The sequence below is a fragment of the Pseudomonas sp. Marseille-QA0332 genome (assembly GCF_054950175.1).
This window is the reverse complement of sequence record NZ_CM143106.1, coordinates 89,270-112,045: the sequence shown is the minus strand read 5'-3', so window position 1 is coordinate 112,045 and position 22,776 is coordinate 89,270. Positions and strand designations below refer to the sequence as shown.

Annotated in this window: 14 protein-coding genes; 8 read left to right on the top strand and 6 right to left on the bottom strand. The window is 59.5% G+C overall.

Annotated features, from left to right (window positions below):
• The 6 genes from ACY8GK_RS00445 to ACY8GK_RS00420 form a co-directional block, all read right to left on the bottom strand.
• Nucleotides 1-1,119: a glycosyltransferase family 4 protein gene (locus ACY8GK_RS00445; RefSeq protein ID WP_196179699.1), complete on the bottom strand. Its 1,119-nt coding sequence runs from the start codon at nt 1,117-1,119 to the stop codon at nt 1-3.
• A gap of 14 nt (nt 1,120-1,133) precedes the next feature.
• Nucleotides 1,134-2,027: a GDP-mannose 4,6-dehydratase gene (locus ACY8GK_RS00440; protein ID WP_462402003.1), complete on the bottom strand. Its 894-nt coding sequence runs from the start codon at nt 2,025-2,027 to the stop codon at nt 1,134-1,136.
• Complete coding sequence (gene gmd, locus ACY8GK_RS00435) at nt 2,027-3,058, bottom strand: GDP-mannose 4,6-dehydratase (RefSeq protein WP_462402002.1); 1,032 nt, start codon at nt 3,056-3,058, stop codon at nt 2,027-2,029. The genes ACY8GK_RS00440 and gmd overlap by 1 nt, the downstream gene beginning before the upstream one ends.
• Before the next feature lie 363 nt (nt 3,059-3,421).
• Entirely contained in the window at nt 3,422-4,837 is a 1,416-nt protein-coding gene (locus tag ACY8GK_RS00430) for a TolC family outer membrane protein (protein WP_196179693.1), read from the bottom strand.
• On the bottom strand, nt 4,834-6,159 hold the full coding sequence (locus ACY8GK_RS00425; RefSeq protein WP_462402001.1) for an HlyD family type I secretion periplasmic adaptor subunit: 1,326 nt from the start codon (nt 6,157-6,159) through the stop codon (nt 4,834-4,836). Before ACY8GK_RS00425 ends, ACY8GK_RS00430 begins: the two co-directional genes overlap by 4 nt.
• A 13-nt stretch (nt 6,160-6,172) precedes the next feature.
• Nucleotides 6,173-7,996: a type I secretion system permease/ATPase gene (locus ACY8GK_RS00420; protein WP_462402000.1), complete on the bottom strand. Its 1,824-nt coding sequence runs from the start codon at nt 7,994-7,996 to the stop codon at nt 6,173-6,175.
• Between the two features lie 564 nt (nt 7,997-8,560).
• Between ACY8GK_RS00420 and ACY8GK_RS00415 the strand changes: the two genes are divergently transcribed.
• The 8 genes from ACY8GK_RS00415 (at nt 8,561) to ACY8GK_RS00380 (ending at nt 22,766) form a co-directional block, all read left to right on the top strand.
• Nucleotides 8,561-9,442 (top strand): hypothetical protein, encoded by an 882-nt coding sequence (locus ACY8GK_RS00415; RefSeq protein WP_462402964.1) that lies wholly within the window; start codon nt 8,561-8,563, stop codon nt 9,440-9,442.
• A gap of 17 nt (nt 9,443-9,459) precedes the next feature.
• Complete coding sequence (locus ACY8GK_RS00410) at nt 9,460-10,923, top strand: DUF4214 domain-containing protein (protein WP_462401999.1); 1,464 nt, start codon at nt 9,460-9,462, stop codon at nt 10,921-10,923.
• 145 nt (nt 10,924-11,068) lie between these two features.
• The gene (locus ACY8GK_RS00405; RefSeq protein ID WP_462402963.1) at nt 11,069-13,531 is read left to right on the top strand and encodes a glycosyltransferase family 2 protein; all 2,463 of its coding nucleotides are present in this window, start codon (nt 11,069-11,071) and stop codon (nt 13,529-13,531) included.
• Between the two features lie 10 nt (nt 13,532-13,541).
• Nucleotides 13,542-15,962, top strand: a complete 2,421-nt coding sequence (locus ACY8GK_RS00400) for a glycosyltransferase family 2 protein (RefSeq protein ID WP_462401998.1) — start codon at nt 13,542-13,544, stop codon at nt 15,960-15,962.
• A gap of 371 nt (nt 15,963-16,333) precedes the next feature.
• On the top strand, nt 16,334-17,371 hold the full coding sequence (locus tag ACY8GK_RS00395) for a tetratricopeptide repeat protein (RefSeq protein ID WP_462401997.1): 1,038 nt from the start codon (nt 16,334-16,336) through the stop codon (nt 17,369-17,371).
• Nucleotides 17,371-19,257, top strand: a complete 1,887-nt coding sequence (locus tag ACY8GK_RS00390) for an FkbM family methyltransferase (protein ID WP_462401996.1) — start codon at nt 17,371-17,373, stop codon at nt 19,255-19,257. Before ACY8GK_RS00395 ends, ACY8GK_RS00390 begins: the two co-directional genes overlap by 1 nt.
• A 14-nt stretch (nt 19,258-19,271) precedes the next feature.
• Nucleotides 19,272-20,663 (top strand): methyltransferase FkbM, encoded by a 1,392-nt coding sequence (locus tag ACY8GK_RS00385; protein WP_462401995.1) that lies wholly within the window; start codon nt 19,272-19,274, stop codon nt 20,661-20,663.
• A 60-nt stretch (nt 20,664-20,723) separates the two neighbouring features.
• Nucleotides 20,724-22,766, top strand: coding sequence for a glycosyltransferase family 2 protein (locus ACY8GK_RS00380; RefSeq protein ID WP_462401994.1), 2,043 nt, complete (start codon nt 20,724-20,726; stop codon nt 22,764-22,766).
• Nucleotides 22,767-22,776 lie beyond the last annotated feature (10 nt).

Sequence of the window (22,776 nt, the reverse complement as noted above, 5' to 3'; positions counted from 1 at the left end):
TCAGAGCCTTACAGCGACGAGATCGAGGTACAGTTCGGCGTACTGGCCGATCATCCGCTCGGCACCGAACAACCACTCGAAGCGCTCACGGGCGCCACGGCCAAGCTCGCCGGCCCAGGCCGGGTCGTTCCAGATCTTCTGCATGGCCTCGGCCAGTTGCTGCACGTTGCGCGGCGGGATCACCAAACCCGTTTTGCCATGCTCGTTGATGTAGCTCATGCCGCTGCCAATGTCGCAGGAAATCATCGGCTTGCCATACATCGCCGCCTCGAGCAGCGCGATGCCAAAGGCTTCCGAGCGCAAGTGCGAAGGGAACACGAAGCCCTCGCAAAGCTGCAGCAGCGCGACCTTGTCCTGGTCGTCGAGCCCGCCGACGAAACGTACCGTATGGGCGCCGATGGCCTGGGCCTTGGCGCGCAGCTCCTGCTCCAGAGGCCCCTGGCCAACGATGACCACCGGCAGGTCGGCCTGCCTGGCCGCCTCGATCAGGTAGTCCAGGCCCTTGTAGTCGCGCAGCGCGCCGACGAACAGGAAGAACCGTGGCCCGACCTGCTGGCGCCAATGCTCCAGCCTGCTGGCATCCGGTGTCGGATAGGTCGCTTCGTCGAGCCCGAACGGGATGACCGAGACCTTGTCGGCAAAGCGCTGCAGCACCTCGCTGCTGGCCACGTAGTCGGGCGACGAGGCGACGATGCGGTCGACACTGCCGAGAAAGCGGTTCATCAGCGGCTGGTACAGCTTGAGCAAGGTATCCCGCTCGATGATATCGGCGTGATAAGTCACCACCGCCGGCTTGTTCAGGCGACTGGCGAAATGCACCAGTTCCATGTAGGGCCAGGGGAAGTGATAGTGGACCAGGTCGGCCTGGCTGGCCAGGTCGGTGAAGTCCTTGAACGCCGAGAACGAAAAGCCAGACGCGCCTGCATGCAGGTCGAGCCGCGAGCGATGCGCCAGGTGCTGGCCAACCGGCTCGTTGCGTGCCGCCCCGCGCTCGCTCAGGTACAGCACGTCGGCGAGGATCCCATGCTCCCTGCCGCCTTCGGCCAGCTGGTAGATGAACTGCTCGACACTACCCTTGCTTTCGGGGCAATAGGTCTTGAAAAAGTGCAGTACCTTCATCGCGCGGTCCCCTGTCAGCTGTCCAGCATCCACACCAGCGTGTCGTGCAGCGCTGGCGTGCCCCAGCCAGGCACCAGCGCACGCAGGCGGCTATTGTCGCCAAGCAGAACTTTGACTTCATTGGCCCGAACGAAAGCCGGGTTGACCCTCACTTGCATCGAATGGCCCGTGATGGCCTCGCACATCCCGATAACCTCGCGCAGCGAATGCGCAACCCCCGAACTGACGTTGAGCGTCTGCCCGATCGGCGCGACATCCAGCAGCCCGCCGTAGGCGGCGACTACCGCGCGAACATCGCTGAAATCGCGCCATACATCGAGGTTGCCCAATTCGATCACTGGCGCGCGCCGGCGGAAATGCGCGACGATCTTGGACAACAGGAAATTCTCGTCCTGCCCCACCCCCGAATAATTGAAGGGGCGCGTGATGACGATGGGCAGGCGGTCTTGCCACAGGCGCGCCATGTATTCCATGGCCAGCTTGCTGACAGCGTAGTCGTTCGCCGGGGCCGGCGCGGTGGCTTCGCTGAGCAGGCCTTCGGAGGCATTGCCATAGACGTTGGCGCTGCTGGCCAGCAGCACGCAGCCCGGCACCTTGCCGCAGGCGGCGATGGCTTCGAGCAGGTTGCGCGTGCCGATCAGGTTGACCTGATAGAACGCATCGGCCACCCCGTGGCCGACGAAGGCGAGCGCCGCCAGATGCACGACCACATCCGGCTGCAGGTCGGCCAGCAGTGCTCGCAGTGCCGCCGCATCGGTCAGGTCGGCCTGGAAATACCCCGGTTCGGCGCACGCCTGGTTGCCGAAACCGAACACTTCATAGCCGCGGCCGCGCAGTTCGGCGGCCATGTAGCGGCCGGTGAAACCGTGGATGCCGGTAACCAGGGCGCGTTTGCCGGCCAGGACCATCAGAACGAGCAGCCCTTTTCGTTACGCTGCAGGTCGGCCTCGACCATCATCCGGCACAGCTCCTCGAGGCTGGTCTTAGGCTCCCAGCCAAGGACTTGCTTGGCCTTGGCCGGGTTGCCGATCAGCAGGTCGACCTCGGTCGGGCGGTAGAACTTCGGATTGACCGAAACCAGTACCTTGCCGGTGGCGGCGCAGAGGCCCTGCTCGGACTCGGCCTGGCCCTGCCATTGCAGGGTGATGCCGACCGCCTTGAAGGCCATGCTGACGAAGTCGCGCACGGTTTCGGTGCGGTTGGTGGCCAGCACGAAGGTGTCCGGCTCGTCAGCCTGCAGCATGCGCCACATGCCCTCGACGTATTCCTTGGCGAAGCCCCAGTCGCGCTTGGCGTCCAGGTTGCCCAGCTCGAGCTTGTCCTGCAGGCCCAGCTTGATCTTGGCGACGGTGTCGGTGATCTTGCGGGTCACGAACTCGCGGCCGCGCAGTGGCGACTCGTGGTTGAAGAGGATGCCGCTGGTGGCGAAGATGCCGTACGACTCGCGGTAGTTGATGGTCATCCAGTGGGCGTAGAGCTTGGCCACGCCGTACGGGCTGCGCGGGTAGAACGGAGTGCTCTCGACCTGCGGGATGGCCTGCACCTTGCCGAACATCTCGGAGGTCGACGCCTGGTAGAAGCGCACCTTGGGGTTGACGATGCGGATGGCCTCGAGCAGGTTCACCGCGCCCAGGCCGGTGATCTCGGCGGTGGTCAGCGGCTGCTCGAAGGACACGCCGACGAAGCTTTGCGCGGCCAGGTTGTAGACCTCGGTGGCCTCGGTGGCCTGCAGCAGGCGGATGCTGGCCGACAGGTCGGTCAGGTCGTACTCGACCAGGTGCAGGTTGGGGTGGTTCTGAATGCCCAGCTCTTCGATACGCCAGAAATTGACGGAGCTGGTACGGCGGTAGGTGCCGTGAACGGTGTAGCCCTTCTCCAGCAGCAGTTGCGCCAGGTAGGCGCCATCCTGACCCGTGATCCCGGTAACGATTGCTTTCATGCGGATTGGCCAACTCCGTTAGTGCGATGTAAGGCATTCAAGTGTCGACAGCAGGCTCGCCGACAGGGGCAGAGACACGGACGTGAACGTGCGTGAGCGAGTATATATCGACTGCCGCAAGCCGCTCGACGGCGTAACGTAACAGGATGACACACACGCGGGTCGAAAAAACCTGATGCAGGTGCTACCGACATTGAAGCAGGCATTCCGTTCGGGGTCTGCAAGGAAAGGCGGATGGTCTTCGAGGGTGGGGCTGGGCGTGGTGTGGTTGGGACCGCATTGCGGTCCCTCGCGACCGGTCCGATGCCCCGGCGGCGGCCACTGCCCCACGCATACCCTGCCGGTGCAAAGAGTACTTCGCGCTTACCCCTTGCGATCGACCTTGGCGACCTCACCGCCTGGCAGGCCCTTGTCCGGCTCGGGGCTCAGCCAGACATTCACGCTGTCCACGCTGTCCTGGTTCAACTGCCCACTCCAGCGGTTGAGCATGAACAGGTTGGTGATGAAATCGTACTGCGACTTGAGCAGGTCGCGCCGCGCCTTGAACTCGTTCTGGACGCTGGTCAGCACGTCCACCGCGTTGACCACGCCATAGGTAAAGGCTTTCTGCGCTGCGATGCTCGACTGTTGCGCCGACGACAGGGCATTGCGGTTGGCGCGGATCTTCTCCACCGCGGCCTGCGCCGTCAGGTAGGAGGTGGTGGTTTCCTTGACCACCTGGCGACGAATGCCTTCCAGATCCTCTTCGGCAGCGAGCTGCTCGTCATACAAGCCCCGGACACGGGCCGAGGTGGCGCCCCCGCTGTAGAGCGGCAGGGTCACGCCGATGCTGGCCACATAGCTGTCGCTACGAGGTGCCTGGGTATTGTCGTAGCCGACGTCGCTACGCTGGGCGCTCAGGTTCAGCGAGACTTGCGGGTAGTGCCCGCCCTTGCCCTCGCGCACCGCGGCATTGGCCGCTTCGGCCCCATGCTCGTAGGCCTTGAGCAGCGGGTTGCTTTCGATCGCCTGGGTGATGTAGTTGTCCAGCGGACGCGGGGGCGCCTCCAGGGCGACATCGTTGCGTATCCGGCTGAGACGCTCCTTGATCGGTCGCCCGACCACTTCCGACAGTGCCTCGCGGCTTACCCGCACCTGATTGCGCGCTTCGACCTCCTGGGCCGCCAGGAAGTCCACCCGCGCCTGCAGGTCAAGCATGTCGGTGATCTTGGCCATCTGCCGCTCGTACATCATCTTGACGCCGTCGAGGTTCTTCTGGGTCGCCCGGCGTTCGGCCTGTACCAGCTCCAGCTCATCGTCCGCCGCCAGCGCCACGAAGTAGCGCTTGGCCAGGTCGACAGTCGCTTCGGCATGGGCGTCCTCGGCCTGCTCGCCGCGCTGGCGGGTGACACTCTTGGTCTTCTGGTAGTTTTCCCAGGCTGTCTTGTTGTACAGGTACTGGGTGAGGGTCAACGAATTGCTCTTGTTGTCATAGACCTCGCGCGAGGTTTCGTCCTTGCGCAGAATCCGGTTGACACTGCTGTTGATCGACACTTGCGGCAACAGCCCACCGAGGGACTCGCGCTGCTGCTCCGAGGCCGAGCGAGCACGCAGGTAAGCCGACAGCACACGCGGGTCTTCCAGGCGCGCTTCGCGGTACAGCGCGGCCAGGTCGAGTGCATAGGTCGAGGCCGAGACCGGCTTGGGTGGCACATCCTTGGGTACCACGGGCTCGGCCGCCAAGGCTTGGGAAATGGCCAGGCTCAAAACGACAGCGGATAACGAACGCAGCACAATCATTCCTCGATCATCGATTGGGCGAACATGTTGCGCGCCGGCTTGAGGAGGTACTCGAGCATGGTACGGTCGCCAGCATTGATGAGCACTTCGGCTGGCATGCCGGGTTGCAGCTTGCGGTTGGCGAGCTTCTTCATGCCGTCTTCGGTGACACTGACGCGCACCAGGTAGTACGCATCACCCGAGCGCTCGTCGGTCAGGCGGTCGGCGGAGATGCGAGTGAGCTTGCCCTCGATGACCGGCGTGGTGGCATTGTTGAAGGCACTGAAGCGAATGTCGGCGGTCTTGCCCAGCTCCAAGCGATCGATATCGTTAGGCGCGACCTTGGCTTCGACGACCAGGTCGGAGGCGACGGGGACGATATCCATCAGCGGGGTGGCCGCCTGGACCACACCACCGACGGTGTGCACCTTCATGTCCAGCACCATGCCGCTTTCGGGCGCGCGGATCACGATGCGTGACAGCCGGTCCCGCAGCGCGGCCTCCTTCTCTTGCAGGTCGAACACCTGCGCCTGCACCTGGGCGAGCTCATCGGCCACCTCGGCGCTGAACTTCTTGTCCAGCTGAACGATCTGCAACTCGGTTTCGCTGATCTGCAGCTTGGTCTTGGCAATGGTCGACTTGTGGTCGGCCACTTCGGTGCGCAGCATATCGAACTTGCGCTCGGACTCCAGCAGGCGCTGGTTGTCGACGAAGCCTTGCGACAGCAAGTCCTTGAGCTGGACGATTTCCCCGCTGTAGGACTTCTCGAGCCCTTGCTTGGTACGGATCATTTCCTGAAGGCCGCTGATCTGCGCCTTGAGCTGGCTGATGCGTTCGCGCTGCACGGAGATTTCGCCCAGGCGCGAAGCTTTGCGTGACATGAACACCTGTTGCTCGCCGGCCAGCGCCTCCTGGGCTCGCTCGGAATCGGTGCCCTTGAGCTGCACCGGCGGGATGGCATCGAGCTGGTCGCGTTCGGCGCGCAGGCGCGCCTCCTTGTAGCGGGCCACGATCAGCTGGTTGCGCGTGGACTCGTATTCGGCGCTGAGCTGGGACTCGTCCAGAACGATCAACGGATCGCCCTTCTTCACCGTGTCGCCGTCACGCGCGAGCAGCTCCTTGACGATACCGCCCTCCAGATGCTGAACGGTCTTGCGGTAGCTTTGCACGGTGACGAAACCGGAACCGTGCACGGCATTGCTCAGCGGCGCGAGGGCCGCCCAGGTGCCGAAGATGCCGAAGGTCACCAGGACGATGGTCATGCCAAGGCGGCGAATGCCGCGATCGGAGGTGGGCATGTCATCGAAGTTGTGGTCGAACTGGGCTATGGCTTTGCTGGTCATCGATGAGGTCCTTTCACGCGCCGGTCGAGGTTACGTTGGACGGCGCGGCGGGGTTGGCCCCGGCTGGCGCGGCGGGTGGTGTCGGCGAAGCGGGTGTGGCCGGGGTGCCCGGGCCGGCCGCGGCGGCCGCCTGGGCGACGCGCTGCTGGGCGCTGGCCTGTTGCTGCGCCAGCTGGGCGATGACCTTGTCACGCTCGCCGTACAAGGAAATGGTGCCAGCCGACATCACCAGCACTCGATCGAGGCGCGAGAGAATGTTCGGACGGTGCGAAACGATGAACACCGTCGCGCCGCTTTCCTTGAGCTTCATCAGTGCGATGCCCAGCGCCTTCTCGCCCACGTCGTCCAGGTTGGAGTTGGGCTCGTCGAGCACGATCAGCCGCGGGTTGCCGTAGATGGCGCGGGCCAGGCCGACACGCTGACGCTGGCCTCCGGACAGGTTGACGCCCTCGCTGCCAATGACCGTGTCATAGCCATCGGGCAGCATGAGGATCATTTCGTGTACACCGGCAATCTGCGCGGCCTGCACGACCTTCTCCGGGTCGACCTGCTCGAAGCGGGCGATGTTCTCGCTGACGGTGCCTTCGAAGAGCTCGATGTCCTGCGGCAAGTAGCCAACGTACTGGCCCAGGGCCTGCTTGTCCCAACTGGCGATGTCGGCGCCGTCGAGGCGCACCACGCCATGCTGGGGCGGCCAGATGCCCATCAACGCTCGCACCAGGGTGGACTTGCCAGCGGCACTGGGGCCGACGATGCCGACGATCGAACCGGTCGGCACCACGAAGCTGATGTTGCGGATGACGGGGGCCTTGGCACCTGGCGGCGCGACCACCAGGTTTTCCACCTGGACATGGCCTTCCGGAGCCGGCAGCGGCATGCGCTCGGGCTCCTTGTTCAGATCATCGAGCACATTGCTCAGACGATCGTACTGCACCTTGGCGGCGACGAAGCCCTTCCAGCTGCTGATCATCTGGTCGATAGGCGCCAGGGCTCGGCCCAACAGCAGCGAGCCGGCCATCAGCAGGCCCGGATTGATCTCATGGGTTACCACCAGATAGGCACCGATGGCCAGCATGATCGACTGCGACCAGGTGCGGAAGGTCTTCGAGAGGGTAGTGACGATGCCGCCCTTGTCACTAGCCTCTGACTGCAACATCAGGATGCGACGCTGGCGCTTTGCCCATCGGCTCATGAGCGTTTCGAGCATGCCCATCGACTCGATCACTTCGGCGTTGCGCAAGGTCTTGGTGGTCACCACGTTGGAGGCGACGTTTTCCTTGTTGGCATTGGCCAGCGCATTGGCCGTCAGCCGGTGGTTGACGAACGCCAGGAAGGTCAGAATCAACCCGCACGCCAGGGTCATGAAGCCGAACCAGGGATGGAACAGGAACATGACCACCGTATAGATAGGGAACCACGGGGCATCGAAGAAGGCGAACAGGCCATTGCCAGTGGAGAACTGGCGCAGCGCGGTGAGGTCGTTGAGCGACTGGGCGGTGGCGTCGGCCCCGCCGCTGTTCAAGGCCCGCTTGAAGCTGGCCCGGTACACGTCGCGGCTGAGCATCACGTCCAGCCGGTTGCTGATACGCACCATGATTCGGGAACGAACCCACTCGAGCGAGCCCATCGTCGCGATCAGCACGGTCATGATCAGCGTCAGCATCAACAAGGTCGAGGTGCTGCTGGAGGGAACCACGCGTCCAGAGACCTGGATCATGTAGAAGGTCGGCACCAGCATCAGGGCATTGACGAAGAAACTGAAGAAACCGACCGACAGGAAGCTGTGCTTGCAGGCTTTGAGGGCGGCTTGCAGGTTGTTTTCAGATAGAGAACTCATGGCGTCCGTACTGAGAAAGGGCAAAAACGGCCGGCAGTGTAACACCTGCCGGATGGATCGCAGCGTGTCCGCTCATGCAACAAGGGCATGAACAACCGACGAAACGTGAGTTTCATGAAAGAACAATGACACAGATCACCCTGTGCTATAAACGATACGGCGTTACTTACTTGCCTGGCAGAAGGCCAGCAGCCGCTGCCGACGAGGCGACCGACGGCAATGATACCCAGCAAGCGCCTATAGACAACTAAGCAAACGTCAGTTTGCTGGCATCATCAAATCTGGCATTCGCAACCTGCTGATCTGAAAGGGAAAAATCTTCCAGAAAATCTTCGAGCAAATTGCTCGGCGCGCGTTGCGATCGGCTTTGCGACCTTGCCGAAGCGGCCGGAGTTCAATTAGAAAATGAAATTTTTTTTATCGTTGCGAGTTGACAACTTTCCCGCACGGCTGCATCTTCGCACTTCGCAAGGAGCCTTCACTGGCCGTTTTTTGTGTACGCACGGGTCTGAGCAAGTTAGCTACCAGTGTTTCGTTTAAAAGGAGCTTAACAACGCCATGTCTATGCCTTCACAACCGCTTGACGGCTTGAAGATCAGCTCGAGGGTGACGTTGCTGGAGCCCGGCATGTACATTTTCAGGTACGCTTCGCAGCCACCTGGGAACAAGCCGGTTTGCATCGCCTTGCAGCAAGCGCCACTGGGCAAGGGCTCCATAGACTTCTTCCCCGCCGAGGGGATCAGCAAGAACATGCTGAACAAGCTCGGCGACACCATCGTGGCCCGGGTCAAAGGTGGCGTGGCTACCGTACTGATCACCGAGTACCACATGTTCGACGAGGTGATCGACCCGATCGACCTGCGTATCGACCGCATCGACACCTCCCCCGCCATCATGCGCACCTACGCCGTGGTGGCCACTGCCGAGCCAGCTCCCGCCATCACTGCCGACGCGGCCCCCATGCCGCTGGAACTGACCGCCTACCTGCAGCACAGTGGCGAAGTCCGATCGGGCGAAGGCTGGGTTGGCGCGCCAGACAGCGAAGAATTCATCGAAGGTTTCGCCGTCGACTGGCCCAGCAAGCCAGCCGGCGTGGACCTGCTCTATACCTGCATGGTGGCCGGCTCCGGCCCCACCCGCAATGTGTCGACCGGCACCTTCGTCGGCGTGCGTGGCGAAGGCCTGCCGCTGATCTGCGCAGGCTTCAGCCTGGTCGGTCCACAGCGCAAGAACTACGAACTGACAGGCCATATCGTGTTCGGCAATGCCGAACCCCAGTGCCTGATCGCCAATCAGATGATGCATGGCCCCACCGGCAACGAGCCGTTGGTGGCGCTGCATATCGCCGTCACTCCCGTTACGAAGATGAACGCTGCCCGCTCTAAGTCTCCGTGGGAAAACTCTGCCTTTAAGCAGAATCTTAGTGCAGCAAGCCAGATGGCTTGAAGTAACAGGAATCGACCATGCAATACGATAGCCCCGTTTCGTCCTCCGAGTTTCAGTCGTACCTGACTGCAACCCAACTGTCCGACAGCACCGTCGACGCCATCAGCTCCCTGCTGGGCCTGGACGCTGAAGGCGCCACCGTCAACGTCGCCAGCTTCGACGGCGTGAACCTGGAACTGCCAACCAACGGCGCAGTAGACGTTGTGACCGGCGAAATCGCTGGCACCGCCAACGACCTGGTCACCGTGGACCTGTCCGAAGCCGAACAAGCTGGCGCCAGCGTTTACATCCTCGAAAGCGAGGCCAGCCTGAACGTCAACCTGCAAGGCCAGTCGGCCGGCGCAGCTCCGGCAGTGTTCGCTGCCCTGGCCGCTGACGTTGCCGTCACCGCCGCACCTGACGCTCAGATCGAGCAAGTCCTGGTGACCGGCTCGGGCAACGACGTGATCACTGCCTCTGGCGACCAGAACTACTTCATCGACGCAGGTGCCGGCAACGACGTCATCACCACCGGCAACGGCAACAACACCGTTATCGCTGGCGCTGGCAACAACGTCGTCAAGACCGGTGCGGGCGACGATACCGTCGTGCTGAGCGGCACTGCCCACACTGACGTGGTCGACACTGGCGCTGGCTTCGACGTGGTCCAGCTGGACGGTTCGCGTGAAGACTACGACTTCGCCGTCGGCAACAACTACAACGTCAACCTGACCAGCGCTGCCACCGGTGTTGGCCAGACTGCCTCGATCACCAACGCCGAGTTCCTGACCTTCGTCGACGGCGAAGAAGTCGAGACCGTTGCTCTGGCTCGCAGCGAAGATGAAGCCGCTGCCCTGCGCCTGTACCAAGGCATCCTGGACCGCGACGCTGACGCACAAGGCGCCAAGGACTTCGTCGGTGCCGTGAACAACGGTACTTCGCTGACCGACATCGCCAACCTGTTCCTGAACTCCACCGAGTTCGCAGGTGCCGTCAACGCTACCGACATCAACGAGCTGTACCAGGCTCTGCTGGGTCGCGACGCTGACGAGCAAGGCGCTGCCGACTGGGCTGGCTACCTGGCCAACGGCGGTTCGCTGACCGACATCGCTGCTGCCATCGCCACCTCGCAAGAGGCGATCGAAGCAGACCAGTCGAACGGTGACTTCGTCCGCGATCTGTACGAAAACGTACTGGGCCGTGAAGTCGAGGAAGAAGGCTACAACGCTTGGGTAGGCCAGCTGTTCAACGGCGCAAGCCGTGCCGACGTGGCTGCAGCCATCGTTGGTTCCGCTGAAGCTCAGACCAAGTCTGACAGCGACTTCATCGAAGGTCTGTACCAGTCCGCTCTGGGCCGTGCTTCGGACGAAGCTGGCAAGGCAGCTTGGCTGGGCCTGCTGGCCAACGGCGGCACCCACGCCGACGTTGCCCTGGGCATCGTTGGTTCCGCTGAAGGTGTTGACCACATCGACAACGTCGTTGTGCTGCACGGCCAAGTGTAACTAGCCCTGCTGTAGCGAAGCGTATGCCCGGCCGCAAGGCTGGGCGTATGCGAAAGGGGGCGACTCTAGGGTCGCCCCTCTTTTTATTTTTTGTAGCCAAGCCAAGCTTATGTCCAGACAACTCGACCATGGGCGAGAAACGCTCATGGACATCTTCCACCGCCATCGCCAGGCCAGCCAGCCTGACCTTGCCGCTGCCGCACTCGAGCGTGCCATGCAAATCGCCGAGTACCGGCCCGAGGCAATGGTGTGGAAAGGCATAGCGACCCTCGCGACGTCGCCACAGCTGGCATTTCTGTTTTTCGCCAACGCCGCCCAGGCATTGCCTGGCCGCGCCGACATCCACGCCTTGATCGGGCGCAGCCTGCTGGCCCAGGGGCACGCCCCGCTGGCCACCCAGTACCTGACCGAAGCCTGGCGGCAGCAACCCAACGACCCGGCGCTGCGCATGACCCTCTGGCAAGCGCGCAGCCAGTCGCAGGCTCCCACCGAACTGCGGCGGATGATCCTTGCGCACCTGCCCGACATCACCGCCGCCAACGAGCTGGCGCTGGTGCTAAAACTGCTGGCGGCACAGGCCGATGCGCCTGCCACCGTGGGCGTGGTGCGCTTTTTGCCGGAACGCAACGAGATCCAGGGTTGGGCGGTCGACCTGCGCAACCTGCAAAGCCCCGCTGCGTTGAAGCTGCTGGTCAACGGCAGGCAGATCGACTCGTTGGCCAACGCCCCGCATCCACTGCTCGGCGCCGCCGGGCTGCCGGCCAGCCACGGCGGCATTCGCATCCGTGTATCCAATCCGACCGCGCAAGTGCGCGTCAGCTTCGCCAACGGCACGGAGCTGCTTGGCAGCCCGGTGTTCGCCATGCCGGCGTTCGTACCACCATCCGCGCCAGCCGAGCCGGCCAGGCAGGCGGCTGTCGACGTGTTGATCCCGGTCTACAACGGCCTGGAGGAAACACTCGAATGCATCAACAGCGCACTGGACGCCCGCAAGCTCAACCGTACCCCCCAGCGCCTGGTCGTGATCGAGGACGCCACCCCCATACCCGCCCTGGCCAAGGCACTCAAGGTGCTGGCTGGCAAGGGCAAGATCACCCTGGTGCACAATGCCGTGAACCTGGGCTTCATCCGCAGCATGAACCGCGCCATGGCGTTGAGCCCAAGCAAGGACGTGGTGTGGTTGAACGCAGACACGCGCGTGCACGGCGACTGGCTCGACCGCTTGCGCGAGGTTGCCTACCGCGATGGGCGCACCGCCTCGGTGACCCCGTTCACCAACAACGGCGAGCTGATGAGCTTCCCGCGCAGCCAGATCAGCCACCCCATGCCGAGCGCGGCCGAACAGGCCGAACTCGACGACCTGGCGCGGCAAGCTGCCAGCGCGCCGATGGAAATCGAAACCGGTTGCGGCTTTTGCCTGTACATCAAGCGCGAAGCGCTCCACCAGGTCGGTTACCTGGACGAAGTCCACCTGGCCCGCGGCTATGGGGAAGAGACCGACTGGTGCTTGCGCGCACGCAACCTGGGCTGGCACCACCTAGGCGCCCCCAACGTCTTCGTGGCACACCAGGGCGGCATTTCGTTCGGCGCGGAAAAAATCCTGCGCGTGGCCCACAACAACGCCATCTTGCGCCAACGCTATCCGGACGCCTCGGCTCGCTACAAGGTCTTCTGCCTGCGCGACCCGATCAAGCCTGCGCGGGACGCACTGCAACGGGCGCGCCTCGTTCGCCTGGCCGAACAAGCGGCCAGCCGCAGGCAGCCGGCAGGCTGGCCAGCACAGGGCAAGAAGACCTTGCATGTTCATGACGGCTCGAACGACGACGCGCCGTTCAGCCTGGCCTGGCAGCACGACACGCATCGAACCTGGGTCACCCTGCGGGCACCGCTGGCGCCGCTGCCGCTGATCCTGGATTACCAGCTGCCTCAAGACTTCGACAGCCTGGTCGAGGCCCTTCGCCTGTTGCCTCAGGACGAACTGGTGTTCGAGCGACTGGCCGATTGCCCGGCCGAGCTCTGCGACTTGCCCGCCCTGCTGGACACGCCCTACCGCATCCTCTGCCGTGACCAGCGCCTGCTGAGCCAGGACGGCTCGCATGACTGGCAGCGCTTCGCCCGTGAAGCGAGCAGCATCCAGTTGCCCTGGAACGCGCTGACAAGCGCCTATGCCGCCGCCTTGCCGGGCAGCCATTTGCTCACCCAGGCCACTCGCCCATTACGCGGTACGCCGGCGGAGCTTCCACGCGTCTTCCTGATCGGCGATGCCCTGCGCGAGGCCGAAGTAGGCCAGCAGTGGCTTACCTTGGCCCGCAACCTGGCCCGCAACCAGCGGCCCACGGTACTGCTGGCCAAGGAAGATGCCCCTTGGCTCAAGACGCTGCAAGCCACAGGCATCGTGCAGCTGCTGCCCGAGGTTCAAGGCTTTACCTTCGCGCAACGGGCCAAGGCAGCCGGCTGCCAGGCGGTACTCAGCCTGACCGATGCCCCGGATGCCGGCTGGCCGGCTCCGGAGCTGGCCGCCGAACTGGACGTGCCGCTGTACGCCAAACCCACGTCGCTTGCCGATGAAGTCGGTGCGACGCCCATTACCCATCTACCTTTCTACTGAGCCAAGCCTGATGCCCCAAGCAGCCTTCGACAAGCCCCAGGCGGGCCAGCCACCCGCCACTTCCGCCACGCTGAGCGGGGCCATCATCGGCCTGCAAGGTGATGTGCTGCAGGGCTGGGCGCTGGATAGAGCGCAACCTGAACGACGCCTGGTCATCGAAGTGTTCATCGATGGCAGCAGTGTCGCCCTGGCCCGGGCCGACCAGTATGAACCGAGCGCACCTACCGGCGACCAGTTCCATGGGTTTGCCGTGCAGCTGCGGCAGAGCTGGCTTGAACAAGCCCACACGATCACCGCCCAGGTCGCCAACCAGGGCATACCCCTGGCAGGCCAGGTGCAGGTGCCGTCAGCCCCGGCCCAGGAGGTCTCGGCCATTACTTCGCAGGTATGGCACACCGGTGGCCTGCGCGTCAGCGGCTGGGCATGGGACCCGGTCGCCCCGCGCCGCCACGTGCGGATCAGCGTGCGCGACGGTGACCGGGTCATCGCCCAGGCCCTGTGCAATGAGCACCATCAGGCCCTGGCTTACCGAGCCTCGGCCGACCACGGCTTCACCCTCGACCTACCCTGGGAGCTGGCCGACGGTGAGCTGCATCTGCTGGAGGTGGTGAACGATCTCGGCCAGACACTGCCGGGCAGCCCGATCCGCCTGTGCTGCCGACCCGAGGGCCTGGAAGGGCTGCTGCGGCGACTGGACGTGCCGCAAGACGACCCTACCTTCGCCTTGCTTGAAGGCGTCGCCAAGGAACAGGCCTTGCGCCTTCCCAAAAGCGCCGGCTGGCACCTCTACCCCCAGTGGTTCGATGCCTTCCAGAAACTCGACGACGTGCCGTCGCCCCCGCTGCTGGGCACGCTTGGCATCCTGCTGATCAGCGCAGGCGACGACACGCTCGAGCAGACCAGCCTGGCAAGCCTGGGCGATGACCATGCAAAGGTGCAGGCAGTCGCCACTGCCTCGCCTGACGAAGTAGCGTCGGCACTACGGCAACTGCTCGAGGCCGGTTGCGACCGTATTCTGCCAATGATGGCAGGGGACCGGCTGGCACCCCATGCCCTCCCCCACCTGAGCGCATTGCTGGACGACGACAACGCATGGGGCTATGCGGACTGCGACCGTGATGACGCGCAAGGCGGGCGCAGCTTCCCCTGGCTGAAACCCACCTGGGACATGGACCTGTTCATCGGCGCGGACATTTTCACGCCAGGCGCGATCTTCGGTGCGGCTGTCGTCGAACGGGCCTTGGCCCTCCTGCCCAGGCGCGATGGCGCAGAAGCTTGCAACTGGCATGAGCTGAGCGCGGCGATCGTCCTGCTCAGCGAGCGCGATCAGCTGAGCGTCGCTCATCTACCCAGGGTGCTTTACCACCGGGCGCATGGCGCTGCGTCGAGCCCCGAACAGGCAGTGCCCTCATCGCAACGCAAGCAAGCCATCCAATGGCTCTGCGAACAGCTGGCGCCGGGGGCGACCGTCAGCGCGGTAGAAGCCTACCCCGCTCTGCTACGCGTACACTGGCCATTACCCGAGGCACTTCCGCGGGTGAGCCTGATCGTGCCGACTCGTGATCAATACAAGTTGCTGTTCGCCTGCATCGAAGGTCTGCTCAACGACACCGATTATCCGAATCTGGAGATCATAGTCGTCGACAACCAATCCACCGATGAGCAAACGCTCGATTATCTGACGGCGCTGGACAAGCGTGGCGTGCGAGTGCTCCGCCACCCCTACCCGTTCAATTACTCGACCATCAACAACCGCGCCGCAAGCCTGGCCACCGGCGAACTGATCGGGCTCGTCAACAACGATATCGAAATCATCGAGAGTGGCTGGCTGAAGGAAATGGTTGCACAGTTGCTCCGCCCGGGTGTGGGTGCCGTAGGTGCAAAGTTGTTGTGGCCAAACCGCATGGTCCAGCACGGTGGCGTGGTGGTAGGCGTCGAAGGCTTGGCCGCACATAGCGGAAATACACTTGCAGCACGTGATCCAGGTTACCTGGGCACCAATCAGCTCACCCGGCGCCAGAGCGCAGTCACGGCTGCCTGCATGCTCATGCGCAAGTCCGTTTTCGATAAAGTCGAAGGCCTGGATGAAAGTACCTTCCCCGTAGCCTTCAACGATGTGGACTTGTGCTTGAAGATTCAACGCCAAGGGCTGCATTTGGTCTGGAGTGCATTTGCGCAATTGATCCACGCCGAATCAGCCAGTCGCGGGAAGGATTTGGTGCCAGAAAAACGCGCTCGTGCTCGACGCGAACAGCAGAAATTCATTGAGCAGTGGACCCTCGATTCCTACAATGATCCATTTTATAACCCGGCATTGGCCCTGGATTATTCGACTGGACCGTACGGCGGGTTATCGATGCCGGTAAAGAACTTTGCTGAACGAAAATCTAGCCGGCCCGCCCCCGTGTCATGGGATGAAAGGAAGCGATAAATGTGTGACATGGCCAGTAATGCCTCAAGCGCTTTGTCTTTGCACACAAGCCTGGCGTTAGCGAATTCGGCAGTTTGTCATGTCAAGCTCCGGGCTGCCTTATTGAAGTCAGTCCGGCATTTAATCTATTCGTCTGAACAATTGAAAAAGGGTAGCCGGTATCCGACGGATAGAGATCTGCTTGGTTTCAGCCATGATACTTGCAGTGGCATCTTGTCCCAGTTGCACGGCAGACCCGCGCCGCCTCGCAAACGACCACCCAGCGACCCATTCGCAACGCAAAGACGTTACACACGCTCTCGACGATATGGCTGTCATTACCCAAGACGGCCAGTAAACATCCACTCTTATTCATTTGCAGACCAAACGCCATGAACTCCCTCTCTGCACCGGCAGCATCAAGTACCGAAGTCACAGGCCATTTCGATTACATCCTTGACGACCGCGCTTTCGGTTGGGCGTTTGCTCCTGCTCATCCACAGAAAAAGCTGACTATCGAAATCATTGCAGATGGCGAAGTCGTGGCTCAAGGTATCGCGCAACAGTTCCGTGAAGATCTTCAAACTGCCGGCATCGGTGACGGTTGCTATATGTTCGATCTGCAGCTTTCTCATGAGCTGTATGACGGCGAAGTGCATGATCTGGCTGCACGCGTGGCAGAAACCGGCAATCTACTTAGCGGCACCCATGCATTTGGTCCCGAGCGCCGCGAGCCGGCCTATCCTCAGATTCCACGGGCGATTGGCTTAAGCTTGCTCGCCGATCTACTGAGCCAATCCAAATACAGCCGTTACGCAGGTAACCTGCGGAACTTTGCTCAAGCCTATCGCCTTGCCGCACGCTTGCAGGAAACTGGAGAGGTCGCCGAAGCCAGAAGTGCTTGGGCCACGATCAATAGCGCGCTGGGCGAAAACTCATTGGGCTATTGCAAGCTAGGCGAAAGCCTGATGTTGCTGGGCTTGGCGGCTGAAGCCTTGGATGCGTTCCGGGTAGCGGCCGGCTGCGACCTGCGCCTCCATTGGGCCCATCTGGGGATCGCCAACAGTCATTTCGCACTTGGCCAGTTCGAACAAGCCGAAGAGGCGATGCAGATCGCGATCGCACTACAGCCGCACGATATCACTTTGCCAAAACGTCTCAAGTACATGCAGGACCATGGCCTGCCTCAAAGGGTTGAAATGCTGCTGGGTCAAAGCCAACGCGAAGAAGCCATTGGTTTGTTGAAGGCATTCTTGCTCAAACGCCCAGACAGCGACCAGGCATGTGCACTGCTTGGAGATTTGCTCTGCGAGCCGAGTGACAACACCCTCCCTGGTATGACGCGACTGCATGAACTGCGCAAAGCACAATGCGTTCTCGAAGCATTGTTGGACGATGTCGAAACCCGTTTGGACGAGGCCAGTGAGTAATGAACAAGCTGTTGCGCCACATTCGCGAACACAGCGCTGACGGGCTGCAATTCGGCCTGATCGTTGGTGCTGGTACAGGTACCCAACTGGGCGCCTGGCGTCAGTTGGGCTGTCGCCGGTTGCTACTCGCCGAAGCACATCCACGCTCGGCAGAAGAATTGAACCGTCGCTTGTGTCACGAACAAGGTGAACGCTTGCTCGCAGTTGCGGTTACACCTGACGAGCAGCCTACGGCAACGCTGTACACACTCAACAATCTTGCCTACAGCAGCCTCGGCAAAGCAGTCGATCTGCTCACACATTATCCCAATATCCGCTCTGATGAGACAGTGCAAGTCCCGGCCCGTAGCCTCGAAGCCGTGTTAACTGAACAAACACTGGACGAGCAGCAGCCACACGCACTAGTCATTGCCGCACCAGGGCAAGCGTTGCAACTGCTGCAAGCGACCTCCGCGCCTTTGCTGCAGGCCTTTACCTGGGTGATAATCGAATGTAGCAGTGAGCCGCTTTATGAAGGTGATTCTAACGACAGTACGATCGCTGACTGGATGGAGGAGCTTGGTTTCGACTTGGTAAGCGAGAATCCGGACGCCATTTTTCCCCATGCCCAGCTATTGTTCGAACGCGACCCTAACCGCGTAACGCATCAAAGGTTGGTTAACGAATTATTACAACTGCGTTCACGCCTGTCGCTTTCAGAGCAAAATAGCCAACAGCAGATTGAGCAGCTGGAACAGCAGTTGCGCGAACACGAAGAGGCGTTACGCGACGCGAACAAGCTGGTGAGCGAGCAGAATTTCCGGATCGAAAAACTCGTCAGCGAAAATACTAGCCTTCTCGCTACATGTGAAGAGCTGGAAGCAAAGCAGAGCGAACTGGCCAAGGCGTACAATGAACAGACCTGCTTGGCTAACGGGCTGCAAGCAGAAATCGATTCTCTTAACCACCGAGGGAGCAAGCTTGCTAAGACTTGCGAAGCGCTCACTCAGGAAAAAGAAGCGTTGGCCGCAGCGCATGAAGCAAAGAGCAGTCTGGTAAACGACCTGCAAGCGGAGCTGGCGTCACTGAACAATCGCAACACCGAACTTTCCCAGGCGCATGAAACGCTGGAAAAAAAGGTTGTTGAATTGACCGACCAACTTCACGTGCAAAGCCAGCTGGCGAACGAACGTCAAACCAAGATAGATGTGCTCGAGACAGCTGCTAGAGAACTGGCAGCGGAACGCGATGCTTTGTTCAAACGTAATGCAGAGTTCACCGAAACCTGCGACACCCAAACAAAGCTGGCCAATGAGCGTAAGATGCAGCTTGACCAGATTACTGCTCAGCGAAATCAGTTGCAAAAAACCGTAGCAGAACAGAAAAACGAGCTCAGTACCAGCCTGAAGCATGTACAGACGATAGCTGCTTTGGAAGCAGAGCTTACTTCACTGAAAAACCGGAACACTGAGCTGCTCCAAACCGGTGAATCGCTGGACAAAAAAATAGCGGACTTGGCCGCCGCTCTCAAGGCGCAGACCGAGCTGGCGAGCGAGCGCCAAGCCAGCCTGGACGCACTCGGGAAAAAATCTAGCGAACTTGTGGGCGAGCGCGATGTCTTGTCCAAGGCTAATGCAGAGCTGACCAAAACCTGCGACACGTATGCCAAGCGCGTCAGTGAGCAAAAGGCTCAATTGGACACGATCGCTGTTCAGCGCGATCAGCTACAAAAGACCGTGTCTGAGCAAAAGAATGCGCTTGATGCCAATCAAGGGCATATGCAGAAGCTCGAACGTGAAGCGGTTGAATACGAGCATCGGCAGCGGCTGCTGGAGGAAGAGCTGACCAAAGCCGAGGCTCAGCTGGAATTGATCAAGGATCTGTTATTACGCGAGCCAGGACTCTAACGGTGGGATCGCCAATGTTTACAACCATTGCTAAATGGTTAGGGCTTTTTAAAAAGCCTACCGACCATAATCAAGCAGCAGCTGATGTGGTTGTAGTAGAAGATACGAGCGAGAGCGTGAACTCGCATTTGGTTGCCTATGATGAAAATCTGTTGGAACGCAGCCGTACTCAGTGGCAGCTTGGCGACTGGCAGAGCCTAATGCACATTCAGCGCGAAACTCTGCAGCACCACCCCGACCGAGCCAAACTCGCACTATTGGTAGCCAGCGCTCACCAGCATTTAGATAACATGTCAGCGGCAAGCCAATTCACCCGCCTTGCCCAAAACTGGGGATGCAGCAAGAAGTTGATCAGTCAGGTCTTGATCGCTGGTGTACATAATACATTAGGCCGTGCCACCGCGATCGGCGGCCGTTCTCAACAGGCGCTGCATCATTTCCAAGAAGGTATGAAAATAGTGACGCCTGGGGCCGATATGCGGGTCCTTGCGCAAACTCGCATACGAGAAGAACTAAGCCGACTCGGAATATCAGCCCCAGAGGTGCAGAGCACTCCTGGCTCAGATGCGATACACCTACCGGCCGGCGATAGTGCCGTACAGCAGCTGGCACAGGAACTCCAGAAGCAACACTCAAGCCTCAACGAACAGATCAAGCAGCAGAATGCTGAAATGATCAAGATACGTAAATCTCTCGAAAATACAGTCAGATCCGAAATGCTCAATGCTGCACAGCAGCTTGAAGCCTTTTTGGGTATTCAAAATTTCCTGAATCATGGTGAGCGTTTGCCTGGAATGCACGGCTGGCCGATCAGCCCTGATTTCGCGTTATATCTGATTGAATTGATAGATAGCAAACACTATGACTTGATTCTAGAGTTTGGGTCCGGCACATCAACTGTGATCATTGCTAAAACGCTAGCCAGAATCGGTCAACAGCGTAGAACGTCGCCCCCAGTACAAGTGGCATTCGAACATTTGGAACAATATTACAATCAGACCCATGCGAATCTGATCCAAGCAGACCTAATTCACGCAGTCCAGCTCGTATTGGCACCGCTCGTTCCATTTCAATCACCAAGCGGCAATATGTATAGCTACTATGACTGCCACTCGAAACTGGCAGAATTGAAAGCAAAACTGACAGCGGACTGCTTGAAAATACTGATGATCGTAGATGGCCCACCTGGCTCGACAGGAAAACACGCTCGCTATCCTGCGGTGCCGGCTGTACTGAAGCATTTCAAAGGTGCCGCGCTAGACATAGTACTCGACGACTACATACGCAGCGATGAGAAAGAAGTAGCTGAAATGTGGCTGAAAGAAGTCGAAGCAGTTTATTCAAACACCAGCTTAAGGGCCAGAAAAATGGAAAAGGATGCTTGCCTGATCTCCGCGACGCCTTAATCAAACCAAATACCAACCAATTTAAAGCCGCAGCCCTTAAGTGTGGACAGAGTTAAATAAATGAAAATTTTAAGCACCGCGATCGCTGAATTTAAAAAAAGAAATTTTTCGAGAGCAGTTGAGCTATTCAGGGAAGCAGGTTCCTTGTATGGTGATGAGCTAGTAGCTGCAAACATTGCAATGTGCTTAAAACAGATAGCGCCAGATGCACTACCTCCGACAAAGGGCGGCGAACAGCTCCTGGACCCGGCCACACAACTGATGCTATCGAATTCGGGCGAGCTGGAGCTTACCGAGACGCAGCGTAAAGAGTTATTGGACACCTGGAAGCAGCTCACCTCACAACGATCCAAGGATGTTGAAGTCAAAAATGTGAGTCCGATTCCGGTAGACTGGCCAAAGGAGCTGGTTCTGGCTCCGCTCCCAGAAAGCCCAAATGATTTTGTGTGGAATAAGAGTCGCAAAACGAAGTCAGTGCCCACCGAAAGTCCGGGACTCAGCATCGTCGTACCTACCTTCAATCGCAGCAAAATTCTTGACATTACGCTAGCGTGCTTGGTAAATCAAGAAACGAACTATCATTTTGAGGTGATCGTTGCCGATGATGGCAGCGGTGAGCAGATCGTGGATGTAGTTCGAAAATACGAAACACTACTTGACATCAAGTACGTCCGCCAAAGGGACTTCGGTTACCAACTTTGCGCTGTGCGCAACTTGGGGCTAAGAACCGGAAAATATGATTTTGTAGCAATTTTGGACTGCGACATGGCGCCAAACCCTAAATGGGTAGAGTCTTATGTTAGCTTATTGATCGAAGATGACGATGTTGCGCTGATTGGACCTCGTAAATATATAGATACCGAGCAAATGTCAGCAGAAGATTTTGCCCGCAACCCAAGCTTGATCAGTAGCCTCCCCGAGGTTTTGACGCAAAACAACGTAGCAGGCAAAACCCAAGACATGATTTCTGTGGATTGGCGCTTGGAACATTTTGAAAAAACTCAAAACCTGCGGCTCTGCGAGACCCCCTTCCGCTTCTTTAGCGGTGGAAATGTGGCCTTTTCAAAAAAATGGTTGGACAAGGCCGGATGGTTCGATGAGGAGTTTAACCATTGGGGAGGAGAAGACAATGAATTTGGTTATCGCTTGTATCGAGAAGGCTGCTTCTTCAGAGCGGTAGAAGGCGGCATGGCTTATCATCAGGAGCCACCTGGAAAAGAAAACGAAACAGATCGCGCTGAAGGAAAAAAAATCACTATTGAGATCGTAAAGGAAAAGGTTCCATACTTTTACCGCAAGCTTACTCCGATCTACGCAGCCAAGCTTCATAAAAAGCCGCTTGTCTCGATCTATATTCCCGCCTATAACTGTGCCGACCATATTGTAAGGTGTGTTGATAGCGCTCTAAATCAAACCATCACCGACTTGGAGGTTTGCATTTGCGATGACGGTTCGACAGATAACACACGCGAAGTTCTTGACCTACATTACGGCGACAATCCGAGAGTGCGGATTACCTCTAAGATAAATGGCGGAATTGGCTCTGCGTCCAATTGCGCAGTGCGCATGACGCGCGGGTTCTATATTGGCCAGCTGGATTCTGATGATTACCTCGAACCGGATGCGGTCGAATTATGTCTCCATGAGTTCTTCTTGGACCGATCTTTGGCCTGTGTTTACACAACCAATCGAAATGTTAATGCAGATGGCTCATTGATCGCCGACGGCTATAACTGGCCTGTTTTTTCGCGCGAAAAGCTAACAACGGCAATGATTGCGCACCATTTTCGGATGTTCACAGCGCGGGCATGGAATCTCACCGATGGCTTTGACGAGAATATCACCAACGCCGTAGATTATGATATGTACTTGAAACTCAGCGAAGTTGGGCCTTTCAAACACATCAATAAAATTTCATATAATCGAGTCCTGCACGGAGAGAACACGTCAATCAGGAAACTCGGCGCTCAAAAAATCAACCATTTCGCGGTCGTGAACAGCTCTTTGAAGCGGCAAGCCATCAAACAGTTCGAATATGCCCCGCAAAACCTGCTGGATGACGCTTGCAGAAAATACAAGATTCTCCGCAACAACGACTATTAAAGGGGCCGTG

Coding starts and splice junctions, on each gene's coding strand:
- gmd (WP_462402002.1), bottom strand. CDS start 3,058: ATGAAAGCAATCGTTACCGGGATCACGGGTCAGGATGGCGCCTACCTG.
- ACY8GK_RS00405 (WP_462402963.1), top strand. CDS start 11,069: ATGGACATCTTCCACCGCCATCGCCAGGCCAGCCAGCCTGACCTTGCC.
- ACY8GK_RS00425 (WP_462402001.1), bottom strand. CDS start 6,159: ATGACCAGCAAAGCCATAGCCCAGTTCGACCACAACTTCGATGACATG.
- ACY8GK_RS00410 (WP_462401999.1), top strand. CDS start 9,460: ATGCAATACGATAGCCCCGTTTCGTCCTCCGAGTTTCAGTCGTACCTG.
- ACY8GK_RS00420 (WP_462402000.1), bottom strand. CDS start 7,996: ATGAGTTCTCTATCTGAAAACAACCTGCAAGCCGCCCTCAAAGCCTGC.
- ACY8GK_RS00395 (WP_462401997.1), top strand. CDS start 16,334: ATGAACTCCCTCTCTGCACCGGCAGCATCAAGTACCGAAGTCACAGGC.
- ACY8GK_RS00390 (WP_462401996.1), top strand. CDS start 17,371: ATGAACAAGCTGTTGCGCCACATTCGCGAACACAGCGCTGACGGGCTG.
- ACY8GK_RS00430 (WP_196179693.1), bottom strand. CDS start 4,837: ATGATTGTGCTGCGTTCGTTATCCGCTGTCGTTTTGAGCCTGGCCATT.
- ACY8GK_RS00440 (WP_462402003.1), bottom strand. CDS start 2,027: ATGGTCCTGGCCGGCAAACGCGCCCTGGTTACCGGCATCCACGGTTTC.
- ACY8GK_RS00385 (WP_462401995.1), top strand. CDS start 19,272: ATGTTTACAACCATTGCTAAATGGTTAGGGCTTTTTAAAAAGCCTACC.
- ACY8GK_RS00415 (WP_462402964.1), top strand. CDS start 8,561: ATGCCTTCACAACCGCTTGACGGCTTGAAGATCAGCTCGAGGGTGACG.
- ACY8GK_RS00400 (WP_462401998.1), top strand. CDS start 13,542: ATGCCCCAAGCAGCCTTCGACAAGCCCCAGGCGGGCCAGCCACCCGCC.
- ACY8GK_RS00380 (WP_462401994.1), top strand. CDS start 20,724: ATGAAAATTTTAAGCACCGCGATCGCTGAATTTAAAAAAAGAAATTTT.
- ACY8GK_RS00445 (WP_196179699.1), bottom strand. CDS start 1,119: ATGAAGGTACTGCACTTTTTCAAGACCTATTGCCCCGAAAGCAAGGGT.